Annotated in this window: 13 protein-coding genes; 5 read left to right on the top strand and 8 right to left on the bottom strand. The window is 71.4% G+C overall.

Annotated elements, in window-relative coordinates:
• Window position 1 precedes the first annotated feature (1 nt).
• Window positions 2-376: a MarR family winged helix-turn-helix transcriptional regulator gene (locus AMO33_RS16475; RefSeq protein WP_011207284.1), complete on the bottom strand. Its 375-nt coding sequence runs from the start codon at window positions 374-376 to the stop codon at window positions 2-4.
• A 114-nt stretch (window positions 377-490) separates the two neighbouring features.
• Between AMO33_RS16475 and AMO33_RS16470 the strand changes: the two genes are divergently transcribed.
• Complete coding sequence (locus AMO33_RS16470) at window positions 491-1,564, top strand: substrate-binding domain-containing protein (RefSeq protein WP_170916134.1); 1,074 nt, start codon at window positions 491-493, stop codon at window positions 1,562-1,564.
• Here the strand turns inward: AMO33_RS16470 and AMO33_RS16465 are convergent.
• The 6 genes from AMO33_RS16465 to AMO33_RS16440 form a co-directional block, all read right to left on the bottom strand.
• Window positions 1,554-2,597 (bottom strand): AAA family ATPase, encoded by a 1,044-nt coding sequence (locus AMO33_RS16465; RefSeq protein ID WP_060593147.1) that lies wholly within the window; start codon window positions 2,595-2,597, stop codon window positions 1,554-1,556. The genes AMO33_RS16470 and AMO33_RS16465 overlap by 11 nt on opposite strands.
• Window positions 2,598-2,609: 12 nt before the next feature.
• Window positions 2,610-3,647, bottom strand: a complete 1,038-nt coding sequence (locus tag AMO33_RS16460) for an aliphatic amidase (protein ID WP_060593146.1) — start codon at window positions 3,645-3,647, stop codon at window positions 2,610-2,612.
• A gap of 58 nt (window positions 3,648-3,705) precedes the next feature.
• Complete coding sequence (locus tag AMO33_RS16455; protein ID WP_060593527.1) at window positions 3,706-4,326, bottom strand: AmiS/UreI family transporter; 621 nt, start codon at window positions 4,324-4,326, stop codon at window positions 3,706-3,708.
• Between the two features lie 133 nt (window positions 4,327-4,459).
• Window positions 4,460-5,821 (bottom strand): alpha/beta hydrolase family protein, encoded by a 1,362-nt coding sequence (locus AMO33_RS16450; protein ID WP_060593145.1) that lies wholly within the window; start codon window positions 5,819-5,821, stop codon window positions 4,460-4,462.
• A gap of 72 nt (window positions 5,822-5,893) precedes the next feature.
• Window positions 5,894-6,601, bottom strand: coding sequence for a siderophore-interacting protein (locus tag AMO33_RS16445; RefSeq protein ID WP_011207290.1), 708 nt, complete (start codon window positions 6,599-6,601; stop codon window positions 5,894-5,896).
• 124 nt (window positions 6,602-6,725) lie between these two features.
• Complete coding sequence (locus AMO33_RS16440) at window positions 6,726-7,196, bottom strand: hypothetical protein (RefSeq protein ID WP_011207291.1); 471 nt, start codon at window positions 7,194-7,196, stop codon at window positions 6,726-6,728.
• A 165-nt stretch (window positions 7,197-7,361) separates the two neighbouring features.
• On the opposite strand from AMO33_RS16440, the gene AMO33_RS16435 reads away from it, so the two are divergent.
• Window positions 7,362-8,651 (top strand): SidA/IucD/PvdA family monooxygenase, encoded by a 1,290-nt coding sequence (locus AMO33_RS16435; protein WP_011207292.1) that lies wholly within the window; start codon window positions 7,362-7,364, stop codon window positions 8,649-8,651.
• A gap of 54 nt (window positions 8,652-8,705) precedes the next feature.
• Here the strand turns inward: AMO33_RS16435 and AMO33_RS16430 are convergent, their stop codons facing one another.
• Window positions 8,706-9,386, bottom strand: coding sequence for a GNAT family N-acetyltransferase (locus AMO33_RS16430; protein WP_060593526.1), 681 nt, complete (start codon window positions 9,384-9,386; stop codon window positions 8,706-8,708).
• A 173-nt stretch (window positions 9,387-9,559) separates the two neighbouring features.
• Between AMO33_RS16430 and AMO33_RS16425 the strand changes: the two genes are divergently transcribed.
• From AMO33_RS16425 to nbtC, 3 genes are read left to right on the top strand one after another with little or no spacing between them, the layout of a single operon-like run.
• Window positions 9,560-10,315 carry a thioesterase II family protein gene (locus AMO33_RS16425; protein WP_011207294.1) on the top strand — a complete coding sequence of 252 codons (756 nt, stop codon included), beginning with the start codon at window positions 9,560-9,562 and terminating at the stop codon, window positions 10,313-10,315.
• Window positions 10,312-11,622, top strand: coding sequence for a beta-ketoacyl [acyl carrier protein] synthase domain-containing protein (locus AMO33_RS16420; protein ID WP_076573635.1), 1,311 nt, complete (start codon window positions 10,312-10,314; stop codon window positions 11,620-11,622). The genes AMO33_RS16425 and AMO33_RS16420 overlap by 4 nt, the downstream gene beginning before the upstream one ends.
• Window positions 11,615-14,704, top strand: a complete 3,090-nt coding sequence (nbtC, locus tag AMO33_RS16415) for a nocobactin polyketide synthase NbtC (protein ID WP_060593144.1) — start codon at window positions 11,615-11,617, stop codon at window positions 14,702-14,704. The genes AMO33_RS16420 and nbtC overlap by 8 nt, the downstream gene beginning before the upstream one ends.
• Window positions 14,705-14,709 lie beyond the last annotated feature (5 nt).

Genomic DNA, 14,709 nt, shown 5'->3' with positions numbered 1-14,709 from the left:
GCTAGACCGGCTCGGCGGCGGGCCGCGCCGCCGACCACGCCTGCTCGGCCTCGGCGACCAGCGGCCGGACCCGGCGGTGCAGGGCCTCGCCCCGTTTGCTCAGGTGCAGCCGGACCCGGCGGCGGTCGGTCGCGTCGACCTCGCGGAACAGCAGCGCACGGGTGGCGAGCCGGTCGACCACACGGGACAGGGTCGGGGCGGAGGTGAGGGTGCGGGCGCGCAGGTCGGTCATGGCGAGTTCGTCGACACCGGCGAGTGCCTCGACGACCAGCCAGTCGTCCACGGTGAGCTGCTCGGCCGCGAGCACCGCCTCGACGGCGGCGGTGAGCTGCCGCGACGCGGTGACCAGGCGAGCGGTCAGGGATTCGGGCGCCATCGGGCACTCCTTTCCGAAACCGTTGCGGGCGTCGCGGACACCGTGGATACTTTCATCTGAAATGGTATCAGAGCTCGCGGCGCCGCCGCGTTCCCCCGCTCGCCGGAGTCCGTCGTGACCGGCGGCCCGGCGCTGCGCCGCGCCGACTCGTCGGTGTGGCGGCTGGCGATGGTGGTGCCGTTGCAGGGGCCGGCCGGGTTGTTCGGGCCGTCCTGCGAGGCGGTCGGTGAGCTGGCGGTCCGCGATCTCAACGAGGCGGGCGGTGTCCGCGGCCGGGCGGTCGAACTCGAGATCGTCGACGGCGGCGCCGAGCCCGCCGCGGTCGCCGCCGAGGTGGCGCGGCTGGTCGCCGCGAACCGGATCGACGCGGTGACCGGCTGGCACATCTCCTCGGTCCGCAACGCGCTGGCCCCGGTGCTCTCCGGTCGCGTGCCCTACGCCTACAGCTCGCTCTACGAGGGCGGTGAATCGCGCCCCGGCGTCTTCTGCTCCGGGGAGACGCCGTATCAGCAGATCGAACCCGCGCTGCGCTGGCTGCGCGACAACGCGGGCGCCCGCCGCTGGTTCGTGGTCGGCGACGACTACGTCTGGCCGCAGCGCTCGTTGCACCACATCAGGGACTTCGCCCGGGAGCTCGACCTGGACCTGGTGGGCGGTGCGTTCGTGCGGCTGGGCGGCGGCAACATGCGCGAGGTGGTGGAGCGGATCGCGCGCTCGTCCTGCGACGCGGTGCTGATGCTGCTGGTCGGGCAGGACGCGGTGGATTTCAATCGCGCCTTCGCCCGCCGCGGACTGCACGAGGACCTGTTGCGGTTCAGTCCGCTCATGGAGGAGAACATGCTGCTGGCCAGCGGCGAGACCGCGACCCGTGGACTGGTGGTGGCCTCCGGGTTCTTCCGCACGCTGGTCGACGCCGACTCGATGGAGTTGCTCGCCCGCTACACCGCGCTGCACGGCCGGTTCGCCCCGGTGATCGGCGCCGCCGCCGAATCCTGTTACGAAGGCGCGCAATTGCTCGCCACGCTGGCCGCGCGCGGTGACGCCGCGGCGGGTGGGCCCGTCGACGGGCTGGCCTACCGTGGCCCGCGCGGGACGGTGGAATTCCGCGGCCGGGAGGCCCGGCAGCGGATCCACCTCGCCGTGGCGAACGGCTACGACTTCGACATCCTGACCACGTTCACCCGCTGACGTCCCCGGCCGCGGTCACCACCACCCGCCCCTGCACCACCCGCGCGCACAACGTCACCTCGCTGCCGGGCGTCCGGTGGCAGAGGATGGCATCGGCGACCGGCTCGGCCAGGAACACCCGCAGGTGCCTGCGCAGTCCACGCGCGCCGTACACCGGGTCGAATCCGCACGCGGCCAGCGCCGGTGCGACGGTGGCGTCGCACCGCAACCGCACCCCGCGGCGGGCCAGGCGGGCCGCCAGCCGGTCGATCTCGAGCGCGGCCACCCGCACGGCGGTGTCGGTGTCGAGCGGGTCGAGCACGATGGTCTCGTCGATGCGGTTGAAGAACTCCGGGTCGAAGAAGTTCTCCACCGCCCGCCGGACGATCGCGTGCGTGCTCGCGCGGTCGGTGCCGCGCCACCGGCGCAACGGCCCGCCGCGCAACCGCCGCGCCACCTGCGCCGACCCCAGATTCGAGGTCAGGAACACGAAGCTGTTGCGGAACGAGATCCGCTCCTTGCCGTTGGCCAGCCGCAGTTCCCCGGTGTCGAGCACGTGCAGCAACGCGCGGATCACGGTGGCGTCGGCCTTCTCGATCTCGTCGAAGAGCACCAGGCCGGGGGTGTACGGGTCGCCTTCGATGGTCGCCTTGTCGAACAGCGTCAGTGATTCCTTGCTGCCCGCGTAGCCGGGCGGCGCGCCGGTGAACGAGGCCGCGTAATGCTCCTGGGCGAGGGCGTTCATGTCGATGCGGCACAGGTCGTCCGGGCCCGAGCGCAGTGCGGCCGCGGTCTGGCGCACCAGCTCGGTCTTGCCGACGCCGGTGGGGCCGACCAGCAGGATCGCCGCGCGCGGGCGGTGCGGATCGGCCGCGCCGACGTGCGCGAGGGTCACCGCGCGCACGACGGCCTCGACCGCGGCCGGTTGGCCGAGAATCGCCGAGCCGAGCCGCGCAGCCAGCGCCTGCCGGTCGAATCCCGTCGCAGGGGCCGGGTCGGGCGCCGGGCGACGCGACCCGTTCTGGTCGTGGAACATGTCGGTCAGGTACGGCATGCGCGGCGCCCCTCAGGCTTCCAGCGTCTGCTCGACCGGCAGCGAGCCGACCCGGCAGTCGGCCACGCCGACGGTGTCGCGGGTGATCGCCTCCACCCGCTCGCGCGCCTGCTGCGCGTCGGTCACCCACAGCTTGTAGAACTCGAAGGGGCAGTCGGCCACGCCGCGGTCGCCGTCACCGGCGGCGTGCACGCCGGAGTAGCCGCGGTGCAGCAGCTTGAACAGATGGTTCTGGGACTGGTCGTGGGCGCGGGCGTCGCGGATGGCCGAGATCGACAGCTGCGCGTACTGGATGCCGTATTCCTCCTCGCCGGTCTCGCCCAGGGTCCGGCCGTCGAAGCCGATCAGCGCCGAATGCCCGAAATACGAGTAGACGCCGTCGAATCCGGCCGCGTTGGCGACCGCGACGTAGCAGTTGTTGGCCCACGCCATCGCCTTGGCCATCAGCACCTGCTGATCCTTGGACGGATACATGTAGCCCTGGCAGCGCACGATCAGCTCGGCGCCCTTCATCGCGCAGTCGCGCCAGATCTCCGGGTAGTTGCCGTCGTCGCAGACGATGAGCGAGATCTTCAGGCCCTTCGGCCCCTCGGTGACGTAGGTGGTGTCGCCGGGGTACCAGCCCTCGATCGGGCACCACGGCAGGATCTTGCGGTACTTCTGCACGATCTCGCCGTGATCGTCGATCAGCACCAGGGTGTTGTAGGGCGGTTTGCGCGGATGGTCCTCGTGCTGTTCGCCGGTGATGGAGAAGACGCCCCACACCCCGGCCTCGCGACAGGCGGCGGAGAAGATCGCGGTCTCCTCGCCGGGCACGGTCGCCGCCGTGTCGTACATCTCCTGCTCGTCGTACATGATGCCCTGGGTGGAGTGCTCGGGGAACACCACCAGATCCATGCCGGGCAGGCCGGATTTCATGCCGACGAGCATGTCGGCGATGCGGCGGCAGTTGTCGAGCACCTCGGCCTTGGTGTGCAGCCGCGGCATCTTGTAGTTGACGACGGCCACGCCGACGGTGTCGGGGCTGGACGAGATATCGCCGTGTCGCATGGTTCTACTCCTTTGTAGGGGTGGGGTTTTCGCGGGGTTCGGTGGTAGGCGGACTGGTTCAGTGGTAGGCGGGCTGTGGCGCCCGATGCGTGCGGCTGGGGGAGCCGAGCAGCCAGGCCAGCGCGAGCGCGGCGGCCAGTCCGGCGGCCCAGACCAGGGCCAGCCCGGCGCTGGGATGGAAGTTGCCGGTGAGCATGAGGAAGGCGGGCAGGGAACAGGTCGGCTGGCTGAGCAGGATCAGCGCCCACCCGGTGACGCGGGTCAGCTGTTCCCGGCCCAGGGCGAGCACCAGGAAGAACAGGCTCCACAGCACCGCCCAGGCCAGCCAGATCACCCCGGAGACGGGATCGTCGGTGCGGGTGAACGCCACCGCGGCGTAGACCAGCGCGGCCACCGCGACGAAACCGGAGAACCAGCCGAGCCCCTGGGGCGGACTGTCCAGGAAGGTACCGATGCCGACGTAGAGGTAGGTGAACCCGAACAGGTACAGCCCCGAGGCGGCGAGCACCGCGGCGGGGTCACCCGCGGCCTGGATCAGCAGGGCCGTCGGCAGCACGCACTGCAGCGCGCCGACGAACAGGTTCAGGATCGCCGCCGACCGGGCGGGCACCACCTCGAGCAACATCAGTCCGTTGACCAACAGGACGGCTCCGACGTAGAGCAGACCGACCGCGCCCATCTCGCGCTCCAATCAGTTTCATCTGAAATGATTTCATCGGAAAGTACGTGAGCCGGATCACGGTGTCAAGGGGTGGGCGGCGGCCCGGGTGCTGGTCGAGGCGGCCGGCGCGACGGCGGGTTATGCGCTGGTGCTATCGAACGCGGCCGCCGGTGACCCCGTCGAGTCCGGCGGCTGTCGCGGCGATATCGACCGCCGGGCCGCCGAGCGGCTCGCGGAGGAAGGCGTCGAGCAGGGCGACGGTGGTGCGGTGGGTGTCGGCGGGGTCGCGCGGGCCACCGACGAACCGGCCGAGGACCGCCTGCGCGGGCGGGACGAGGAAGAAGGGGACGTCGGTGAAGCCGAAATGGTTGGCCCCGGTGACGGTGTACCGGTGACCGGGCGCGGCCAGGCGGGCGAGGAGGGCGCCGTTGCCGTCGAGATAGCGATCGGAATGGCCGGTTTCGGCGCGGTCGCTCTCCACCAGCAGGACCGGGCGGGTCAGGGTGCGGCCGGGCAGATCGCCGTAGAGCGTGCCGTCGATGTTGGCCGCGGCGGCCACGCGCGGGTCCTCGGCCAGGACCGCCAGCGCGGCCGCGCCGCCGAACGAATGACCCACCGCCGCAATGTGTCCGGTGTCGATCCGGTCGGCGAGTGGGCCGAGGAGGTCGGGTCCGGCGAGCTGGTCGAGGACGTAGCGCAGGTCCGCCGCCCTGGTGCGCTGCTCGTCGGTCAGGTCGTCGTCGATGCCGGTCGCGACGGTGGTGGCGAGGCGGCCGTCGGCCAGTTCGGTCACCGCCGACTCGAAGGGATGGTCGACGGCCAGCACGACGAAGCCGCGACTGGCCAGATCGGCGACCAGGCCGGTGTAGAAGGCCCGCGGTGCACCGTAACCGGGGGAGAACAGCACCACCGGCCACCGCTCGCGCGCGCCGGAGACCGGCACGTCGGTCGTGGCGTGGGTGTCGATCCGTCCGTAGCCGCGCATGAGCGCGCCGGGGATGCCGGACACGCTGCCGGGCAGCCGGTCGTACCCGTCGATGTAGACGTATCGCCGGCCGGACCGCTGATCCGCCGGATACCAGGCCTGCACAACGACATTGCGGCGCTCGCCGGGTGCGGTCGGTTCCGCGCGCTGCTCGTCGACCCAGCGATAGATCTGCGAGCCGACGGCGTATGGACCGGTGGGCGTGGGCAATTCGGGCACCGGGGCGGGCGCGAGGGCGAGGACCGCCACCACCGCCCAGATCCCGACCACGACACGTGCCGACACCGCGATCACCCCGGTGCGGGGCCGGATGCCCTGGCGGACCGCGAGAACGGCCGCGGCGACGGCGAGCAGCAGCGCCGGCAGGAACTGCCAGTAGAAGCCCTCGAGCAACCACTGGCCCAGCCAGCCCGCGAGCAGCAGCGGCACCGCGACGGGCAGTGCGCGCACCCCGATGCGCGGCGCTGCCACCGCGAGAGCGGCGAAGATCAGGGTGAGGACGACGAGGATGACGTCGAGGGTCGACATGGTCCGCACTCGATTCCGGTCACGGGCGGCCCGGTGCCGCCCACGCCGGATCAGCCTCGCCGATCGCGGGGCCTACTTCCAGTACGCCTGGTACTTGATGGCCGTCTTCGGCAGACCGTGGGCGTGCTTGAGCGTCTTGACGATCGAGCGGGTGGTGTGCCCGTCGCAGGCCACCCAGGCGAACGCGTCGGCCGGGCAGCTCATCTCCTGTGCGGCCTCGCGCAGCAGCCTGCCGTCGTCCACCCGCTGCAGCCAGGTCACCTGGTGGTGCGGCTTGTTGCGCAGCGGCAGCTTCTGGTCCGACTCGTACTGCCACTCCAGCCACACCCGGGCGGGGGTGTCGCCGATGGCGTCGAGCAGGGTGTTGATCGCGGGCAGCGAGGCGGTGTCGCCGAAGACGACGTACTCGCTCGGCGTGGTCTCGGGGAGGCTGAAGTTGGAGCCGAGCACGGTGGCGTCCAGCGTGTCGCCGACGGCCGCGCGTTCGGCCCACCGGCAGGCAGGCCCGCCGTGCAGGGCGAATTCGATGAAGAACCGGTCGGCCTCCGGATCCTGGTCGACCAGCGTGTAGCCGCGATGGTGCAGCTTGTCGCTGTGTTCGTCGGGGATCCAGAGTCTGATCCACTGGGTCGGGTGCACCGGGTGGTTGGCGAGCAGTCCGCCGCCGGTGAAGCCGAGGCGGATGTACTTGTCGGTCACGTATTCGCTGGAGGTGACGGTGAGTGTGTAGTCGTCGCCGCCCCAGGCCTTGACCAGAACTCCGTTGAATCCCTTACCCATGCGACTAAGGTTAGCCTAACGACACTTGATTTGTCGCACCCGCGGGAAATCCGATCCGGAAACGACGAGGACCCCCGGGTGTGCCGGGGGTCCTCGCCGATGTCGTCGTCGGAGCCGGGCGCGGCTAGACGGTGCAGGGCAGGAAGGCGACGCTGGCCACGGTGCACTGCGACTCCCGGGTCAGCTTCCAGGTGCCGTCGATCTGCACCCAGGTCAGATCGAAGTAGAAGGGGTCGAAGCCGTCGACCGCGGTCTGCAACTGGGCGGTGAGGGTGTCACCGCTGACGCTGGTGGGGCCGAGGATGGTCCAGCGGAAGCTGGGCGGGGTGGCGGCCATCGCGGCGGCGACCTGGTCCATCAGCGGCAGGCCCGCTTCGCCGGCTTCCAGTTCGGCGGCGCGGACCGAGGGCGCGGCGCCGGTGTTGATCGCGGTCTGCAGCTTGGCCTTCAGCTCGCCTGCGCTCGGGGCCTGGGCCCGCAGGGGTGCGGTGACGGGGGCGGCGGTGGCCGGGGCGGCCACGGTCGCGGCGCCGAACGCGCCGATCAGAGCGGCGGCGGCGAGCGTGGCGACCTTCTTGTGCGCGGTGCTGAGCATGGGTGTTCCATCCAATCTTTCGTGGGCGGGTGCTCCGGTGATGCCTGGCACCCGGGAAGCAATATAAGGTAAGCCTATGCAAATATGAACCGGCGGGTTCGCGACAGCGGGCGCGACGACGGATACGGACGCCGGACGGCGCTCGCGAGAGAGTGGGAGAGCGGAGTGGAGACACTTCTGGTAGTCGGCGCGGGGCCGAAAGCCCTGGCGGTGGCGGCGAAGTCGCACGTGTTGCGCCAACTCGGACTGTCCGCGCCACGCGTGATCGCCGTCGAGGCACACGCGGTCGGCGGCAACTGGCTCGCCAGCGGTGGCTGGACCGACGGGCGGCACCGGCTGGGCACCAGCCCGGAGAAGGACATCGGTTTCCCCTACCACTCCACGTGGGCGCGCGGCCACAATCGCGAGATCAACGAGGCCATGATGGCGTTCAGCTGGACCTCGTTCCTCGTCGAGCACGGCACCTACGCCGAATGGATCGACCGCGGCAGGCCGAGTCCGCAGCACCACGTGTGGGCGAAGTACCTGCAGTGGGTGGCCCGCAAGATCGACCTCGAGCTGGTGCTCGGCAAGGTGCGCACCATCCGGCAGCGGCCCACCGACGGCGGTGCGGGCTGGTCGGTCGAGGTGGCCGGCGCCGACGGCGCGACCACCGAACTCGAGGCCGACGGCCTGATGATCACCGGGCCCGGCCAGAGCACCAAGGCGCTGGCGAAACATCCTCGGGTGCTGAGCATCGCCGAATTCTGGGATCTGGCGGGCAAGCGCAAGCTGCCGATCAGCTCCCGGGCCGCGGTGATCGGCGGTGGCGAGACGGCGGGTTCGGCGCTGGACGAACTGGTGCGCCACGAAATGCTCACCATCTCGGTGATCTCCCCGATGGCGACCATCTACACCCGCGGCGAAAGTTACTTCGAGAACTCGCTGTTCAGCGATCCGACCAAGTGGAACGCGCTCAGCATCCAGGAACGGCGCGACGTCATCCGGCGCACCGACCGGGGCGTGTTCTCGGTGCGGGTGCAGGAAAGCCTGTTGGGCGACAACCGGGTTCATCACCTGCAGGGCCGGGTGACCCGGATCGTCGGGCAGGGCGACGGCGTCGCGGTGACCCTGCGCAACGAGATGCGCGCCGATCAGGTGCACAACTTCGACCTCGTCGTCGACGCCACCGGTGGGCAACCGCTGTGGTTCCTCGACCTGTTCGACAGCGAATCCGCCGACCTGCTCGAACTGGCCGTCGGTGGCCCGCTCACCCAGCAGCGCATCGAATCCTCGATCGGCTACGACCTGGCGGTGACCGGGCTCGGCGCCAAGCTGTACCTGCCCAACATGGCGGCGCTGGCGCAGGGGCCCGGCTTTCCGAATCTCAGCTGCCTCGGCGAACTCTCCGACCGGGTGCTGCGCGCGGAGCCCGCGCGGGTGCGGGCGGGCGCGCGCCAACTCGCCGCGCAGTGACACGAGCGGGCCCGTCCGGAACGCCTTCCGGACGGGCCCGCTCGGTCGGTGGGGTCAGGCCCGGAGGGCGGGCATGTCCTGCGGCTCGCGGGGCAGGACGTAGAGCGCGATCCGGCGGTCCGGGCGCACGTCGAACTCGCCGAGCAACTGCCAGCCGTTCTTCTCCAGCGCTTTGCGCATCGGGAGGTTGCGATGATCGGGATCGCAGAGCAGCCTGCGGCATTCGGGTTCGGCAGCCCAGACCGCGCCGGGCAGCAGGCCGATCCAGCCCGAGACGACGCCCTTGCCGAGCAGCACGGTCTCGGCGGTGGCGATGTGGAAGGCCATGTCGCGCGGGCCCGCGTGGTAGAGCCGGCCGATCTCGTCCTTGGCCGGGCGGTACAGCTCCACGTAGGCGACCTCGCGGTGGCCGATCTCGGGCCGGTCGAGCGCGGCGAAGTCGACGCCGAGCACGCAGGGGCGCGAGTAGGTGCCCGCGAGCTGGGCGGTCAGGTTGTCCAGGCGGCGCTCCAGCGGCCAGTCCTGCTCCCAGGTCTGCACCAGGTGCGGGCGCGACATCCACTCGGTGATCATCGCCGGATCCGAACCGTCGGCGTCGACCACGCGCAGCGAGTAGGGAGCACCGAATTCGGGCACCACCGGTGCGGGAGCCCGGCGAACCTCGTCCGGGATGTCGGTCAGCTCGCGTGCCAGCCGGGATGTCGTTTCGATACGCGGTGTCCCGGTCGGGTTCATCGACGTCGTGCTCCGTTCGCTCGTCACCTTGGTCATCCGAACCTTGGTCATCCGAACCTTGGTCATCCGAACCTTGGTCATCCGATTCAGTAAGGCTAGCCTATACTAACGCGAGCAGATTGATTTTGATCCGACCGTCGATGCGATGTCGGCGGCGTGTAGGGAGACGCAAGATGGCACGAGAACTCGGCTGGCTCAGGCAATTCCAAGCGCCACGATCCGATTCCCTGCCACCACTGATCGTCTTCCCGCACGCGGGCGCGGGCGCCTCGGCCTACCGGGCCTTCGCCAAGACGCTGGCCGAGAACTTCGACGTCGTGGTGGTGCAGTACCCCGGCCGCCAGGACCGGGCGCGCGAGGCCGCCGCCCAGACCCTGCCGGAGCTGGCCGAGGGCACCCTCGCCGCCTTCCGGGAGTCCGCGCACCACACCGGCGCGCCGCTGACGGTGTTCGGGCACAGCATGGGCGCGATCGTGGCCTTCGAGTTCGTGCGCCTGGCCGAAGCGGCGGGCCTGCCGGTGCGGCTGCTCGCCGCCTCCTCGGCCGCCGCGCCAGGACGCATCGCCGAGCTGCCCGGCCATCCCACCGAGGACGAGGAACTCCTCGACCACATGACCGCGCTCAACGGCACCGGCGCCGAGGTGATGGGCAGCCGCGACGTGCTGCGCATGGCCTTGCCGGTGATGAAGGCCGACTACCGCGCCTTCGACGCCTACGCCTGCCCGGCCGACGTGCGCATCGCCGCCCCCGTGCGGGTGCTCGGTGGCGACGACGACCCCTTCGTCGCCCCGCGCGACCTCTACGCCTGGTCCGCGCACAGCAGCGCCGAGGTGGCGGTGACCCTGTTCGCGGGCAACCACTTCTATCTCAACGACCACGTCGAGGGCATCGCCGAACTGCTCGTGCCGGAAAAGAGCTCGGTCGCGTGAGCGCCGCCGACGATCCGATCGTCATCGTGGGCATGGGCGTGGAAGCGCCCGGCGGCGTGGAGACCCTGCCGCAGTACTGGTCCGCGCTGGCGAGCGCCACCGAACTGATCGGACCGTTCCCCCGGGACCGGGAGTGGCCGCTGGCCGAGATCTTCGCGCTCGGCCGCCGGGAGGGCTGGTCGCCGGTGCGCGACGCGGGCGGCTTCCTCACCGGCGCCACCGAATTCGACGCCATGTTCTTCGGCATCACCCCGCGCGAGGCGGTGGCGATGGACCCGCAGCAGCGGGTGGGCATGCGGGTGGCCTGGCGCGCGCTCGAGCACGCCGGGCTGAACCCGGCGGGCCTCGACGGCGCGTCGGTGGGCTGCTACATGGGCGTGTCGATGATCGAGTACGGGCCGCGCGCCTCCGCCGTCAACGACTACAGCGGCTTCCGCGCCACCGGCACCGCGCTGGGAGCGGTCGCCGGACGCATCTCCCACGCGCTCGGCCTGATCGGCCCCTCGGTCAGCGTCGACACCGCATGCGCCTCCTCACTGACCGCCGTGCACCAGGCCGCCGCCGCCATCCGCGCGGGTGAATGCGACTGGGCGCTGGCGGGCGGGGTGTGCGTGATGGGCACCCCGGGTGCGTTCTACGAGTTCTCCAAGAACAACGCGCTGGCCACCGACGGCCACTGCCGCCCCTACGCCGCGGACGCCACCGGCACCCTGTGGGGCGAGGGCGCGGGGGTGGTCGTGCTGGAGCGGCAGTCGCGCGCGCTCGCGCAGGGCCACCGCATCTACGGGCAACTGCTCGGTTCCCGGATCAACCACAACGGCAAGGGCGCGCCGCTGGCCGTGCCCAACGCGACCGCCCAGGAACGGCTGGTGCGTGACACCCTCGCCGTCGCGGGGATCGAACCCGAACTCGTCGGGCTGGTCGAGGGCCACGGCACCGGCACCCCCGTCGGTGACCCGCTCGAGCTCACCGCGCTCGGCGCCACCTACGGCGCGCCCGGCGCGAACACCCTGCTCGGCTCGGTGAAGTCGAACGTCGGGCACGCCCAGGCGGCCTCGGGCATGCTCGGCCTGATCAAGCTGCTGCTGTGCGGGCTGCACGGCGAGATCGCCCCCACCCTGTGGGCCGACCGCCCGACCACGGAGGTCGACTGGGACGCCACCACCCTGCGGCTGGCCGCGCAAGCACAGCCGTGGAAGCCGATCGACGGCGTGCGCTACGGCGCGGTGTCCTCCTTCGGCGTGGCAGGCACCAACGCCCACGCGATCGTCGCGATGCCCGTGCTCGAGGAGGACAGCGATGTCTAGTTACCTGCTCCCCGACGGGACCGTGCCGGTCCTGATCTCCTCCGACACCGCCGACGGCGTGCGTGCCGAGGCCGCCGCCGTGCTGGCCTACCTGGACGAGCATCCGCGAGTGAGCCCGGAGCGCGTGGCGGAGATGCTCTTTCGCACCCGCGTCGCGCGCCGCTACCGCGCGCTGGCGATGGTGCGCACCCGCGAGGAACTGCTCGACGGGCTGCGCGCCGTCGTCGCGGACACGCCCTCGCGGGTGGTCGTGACCGGTGACGGCGCCGCGAGCGCGCGCCGCATCGGGTTCGTCTTCCCCGGTCAGGGCAGCCAGCGGCCCGGCATGGGCCGGCTGTACTACGACGTCTCCGACGCCTACCGGGCCGCCGTGGACGCCTGCGCCGCGATCCACCGGGAGCGGTTCGAGCACGACCAGCCGCTGCACTACCTGCTCGGTGACGAGGGCAGGTACCAGGACACCGTGTGGGAAGTGCAGCCCGCGTTGATGTTCCACATGTACGGCCTGGCCGCGATGTGGCGTGCCGCGGGCGTGGAACCGGCCGCCACCGTCGGCCACAGCCAGGGCGAGCTGGCGGCGGGCGCGGTGTCGGCGGTGATGACGCTGCGCGACTCCGTGCTCGCGGTGACCCACCGGGCGCGGCTGGTGGAGCGGATCTCGCCGCGCGGCTACTCGATGGCCGTGCTCGGCATGGACCGCGAGGAATGCGAAGCGCTGCTGGCCCGCCATTCCGGCTGGGCCGAGCTGTCGGTGGTCAACGCCCCGCACATCCTGGCCATCTCCGGGGACCGCGACACCATCGTCGACATGGTCGAACTCGCCACCGCGCGCGGGCAGTTCGCCCGCGAGATCAAGGTCTCCTATCCGGCGCACACCTCGATCGTGGCCGAACTGCGCGAGCACTTCATGTCCTTCCTCGGCGACGAGATGAGCGGCGACTGCTTCACGGCCAGCGAGATCCCCTGCTACGGCGCCACTTTGGGCGCCGCGATCACCCCCGACCTCACCCACCGCGACTACTGGTACTGGAACCTGCGCAACCGCGTGCGGTTCGACCGCGCGGTGGTCGCCGCCGTCACCGACGGGGTGGACACCCTCATCGAGGTCGCCGAGCACCCGGTGCTGCAACTGGCGTTGCAGGAGAACCTGACCCTCGTGCCGCGGGAGAAGCTGCCGCTCGGCCGCGACGTCAAGGTGCTCGGTACCTCGCTGCGCACCGCCGAGGGCCTGGCCGAATTCACCAGGAATCTCGCCACCATCGCCGTGCACGACCTCGACTACCGGTGGGACGCGCTGCGGACCGACGACGGCGCCGCACCCAGGCCGCCGTTGCGCGACTTCCCGCACACGATCATGCACCCCAGGAGGCTGTGGGCCGGGCCGGACCTGCCCGCCGCCGAGCCGCAGCCGGACGCCGCCCCCGCACCGGAACGGCTGGTGGAGACCTGGATTCCGCTGGACAAGCGGTCGATGCTGGCACCGCGCACGCTGGCCGTGGTCGACCACACCGGCCGCTGCGCCGAGCTGGCCGATGCCCTGGTCGCCGCCGCCGACCGGCACGGGGCCACCGCGACCGTGCTGGACGCCGCCGCGCTCGCCGGTGACCTGCCGGAGTTCGACACCGCCGTCGTCCTGCTGCCCGAGCTGCCCGACACCGACGGCGCCGCGGCGCTCGACGACTTCGCCGCGTTCTTCGCCGACCGGGCCTGGGTGCCCGCGCTCGACCGGCTGGGCCCGGGCGGGCAGTGCTGGCTGGTGACCACCGGCGGGGAGAGCGTGCTCGCCGACGACCCGGTGCCGCACCTGTTCCACGGCGCGGTCGCCGCGGGCTACCGCAGCGCGGGCATCGAACGGCCCGACATCCTGTTGCGCCACCTCGACCTCGCCGCGGGCGCGGGGCCCGACCAGGCGGCCCGCATCGTCACCGCCGTGCACACCGCAGGCGAATGCGAACTGGCCCTGCGCGGCGGCAAGCTCTACGTCAAGCGCCTGGTCGTCGACTCGGCCACCGACGCGAGCGCCGCCGACACCGACCTGTCGCATGTGCTGATCGTCGGCGGCACCGGACAACTCGGGCTGCGGTTCTGCGAGCACTTCGCCCACGCCGGAGCGGGCCGGGTCACGCTGGTGAGCCGGTCCGGCGAGACCGAACGCGTCGCCGGTGAACTGAACCGGCTGCGCCGCCTCGGCCGCACCGAGATCGTGGTCGAGGCCTGCGACGTGTCCGATGCCGAAGCGGTCAAGCGCTTCGCCGCGACCATCGAGTCGGCGCCGGTCAGCCTGCTCATCCACGCGGCGGTCAACTACGTCGACGCCGAACTGCCCGACATCACCGCCGAGATGGTCACCGAGGCGGCCGGCTCCAAGGTGCTCGGCCTGGGCACCGTGCTCGACATCGTGCCGTTCACCGAGCAGCAGCGGATCCTGCTGTGCTCGTCGACCGCCGCCACGCTCAGCGGTCGCGGTCAGATCCTCTACGCGGTGACCAACCGGATGCTCGACATCCTGGCGCGCCGGCTGCGCGCGCAGGGCCGCGACGCCATCTCGATCGAATGGGGCCTGTGGAGTGTCGCCGGGCCGCTGGACGAGGCGGGCTTCGCCCGGGTCGCCGACGCGGGCGTCCACCCGATGGCGCCGGGGGACGCGATCACCGCGGGCTTGGCCGGTCCGTGGGGCGACGCGATGATCATGTCCGCGGACTGGGCGTTCCTGCGCGAGGTGCTCGACACCTTCGGCCAGGGCAGCGTGCTGCCCGAGATCGCCACTCCGGCGGCGGCGTCCGCGCCCGAGCCGGACGTGGTCGAGCCGGTGGTCACCGAACAACCGGCGGCACCCGCCGCCGCGGACCGGCCGCTGGCCGAGCGGATGCTCACCCAGTTGCACAAGGTGATGGGCACCGACGGCTCCGAATCCATCGACGGCTCCGTGCCGTTGGTGGCGCTGGGCCTGGACTCGTTGCAGGCGCTGGACTTCCGCAAGCGCGTCAAGGCGGAACTGGATCGCGACCTGCCGGTCGCGGCGATCCTGGGCGGTGCGTCGCTGGACGACGTCGTCGCGCTCATGGCAGAGAACACCAACTAGGGCTG

Origin of the sequence: Nocardia farcinica (assembly GCF_001182745.1) — a bacterium.
Classification (GTDB): domain Bacteria; phylum Actinomycetota; class Actinomycetes; order Mycobacteriales; family Mycobacteriaceae; genus Nocardia; species Nocardia farcinica.
Note: the sequence above shows the minus strand (reverse complement) of the source record. Positions and strands in the feature narration are given on the sequence as shown.

Bases quoted from the DNA above. Each gene is read 5' to 3' on its own strand.
- AMO33_RS16475 (WP_011207284.1), bottom strand. From the start codon at position 376: ATGGCGCCCGAATCCCTGACCGCTCGCCTGGTCACCGCGTCGCGGCAG.
- AMO33_RS16465 (WP_060593147.1), bottom strand. From the start codon at position 2,597: ATGCCGTACCTGACCGACATGTTCCACGACCAGAACGGGTCGCGTCGC.
- AMO33_RS16460 (WP_060593146.1), bottom strand. From the start codon at position 3,647: ATGCGACACGGCGATATCTCGTCCAGCCCCGACACCGTCGGCGTGGCC.
- AMO33_RS16455 (WP_060593527.1), bottom strand. From the start codon at position 4,326: ATGGGCGCGGTCGGTCTGCTCTACGTCGGAGCCGTCCTGTTGGTCAAC.
- AMO33_RS16450 (WP_060593145.1), bottom strand. From the start codon at position 5,821: ATGTCGACCCTCGACGTCATCCTCGTCGTCCTCACCCTGATCTTCGCC.
- AMO33_RS16445 (WP_011207290.1), bottom strand. From the start codon at position 6,601: ATGGGTAAGGGATTCAACGGAGTTCTGGTCAAGGCCTGGGGCGGCGAC.
- AMO33_RS16440 (WP_011207291.1), bottom strand. From the start codon at position 7,196: ATGCTCAGCACCGCGCACAAGAAGGTCGCCACGCTCGCCGCCGCCGCT.
- AMO33_RS16430 (WP_060593526.1), bottom strand. From the start codon at position 9,386: ATGAACCCGACCGGGACACCGCGTATCGAAACGACATCCCGGCTGGCA.
- AMO33_RS16425 (WP_011207294.1), top strand. From the start codon at position 9,560: ATGGCACGAGAACTCGGCTGGCTCAGGCAATTCCAAGCGCCACGATCC.
- nbtC (WP_060593144.1), top strand. From the start codon at position 11,615: ATGTCTAGTTACCTGCTCCCCGACGGGACCGTGCCGGTCCTGATCTCC.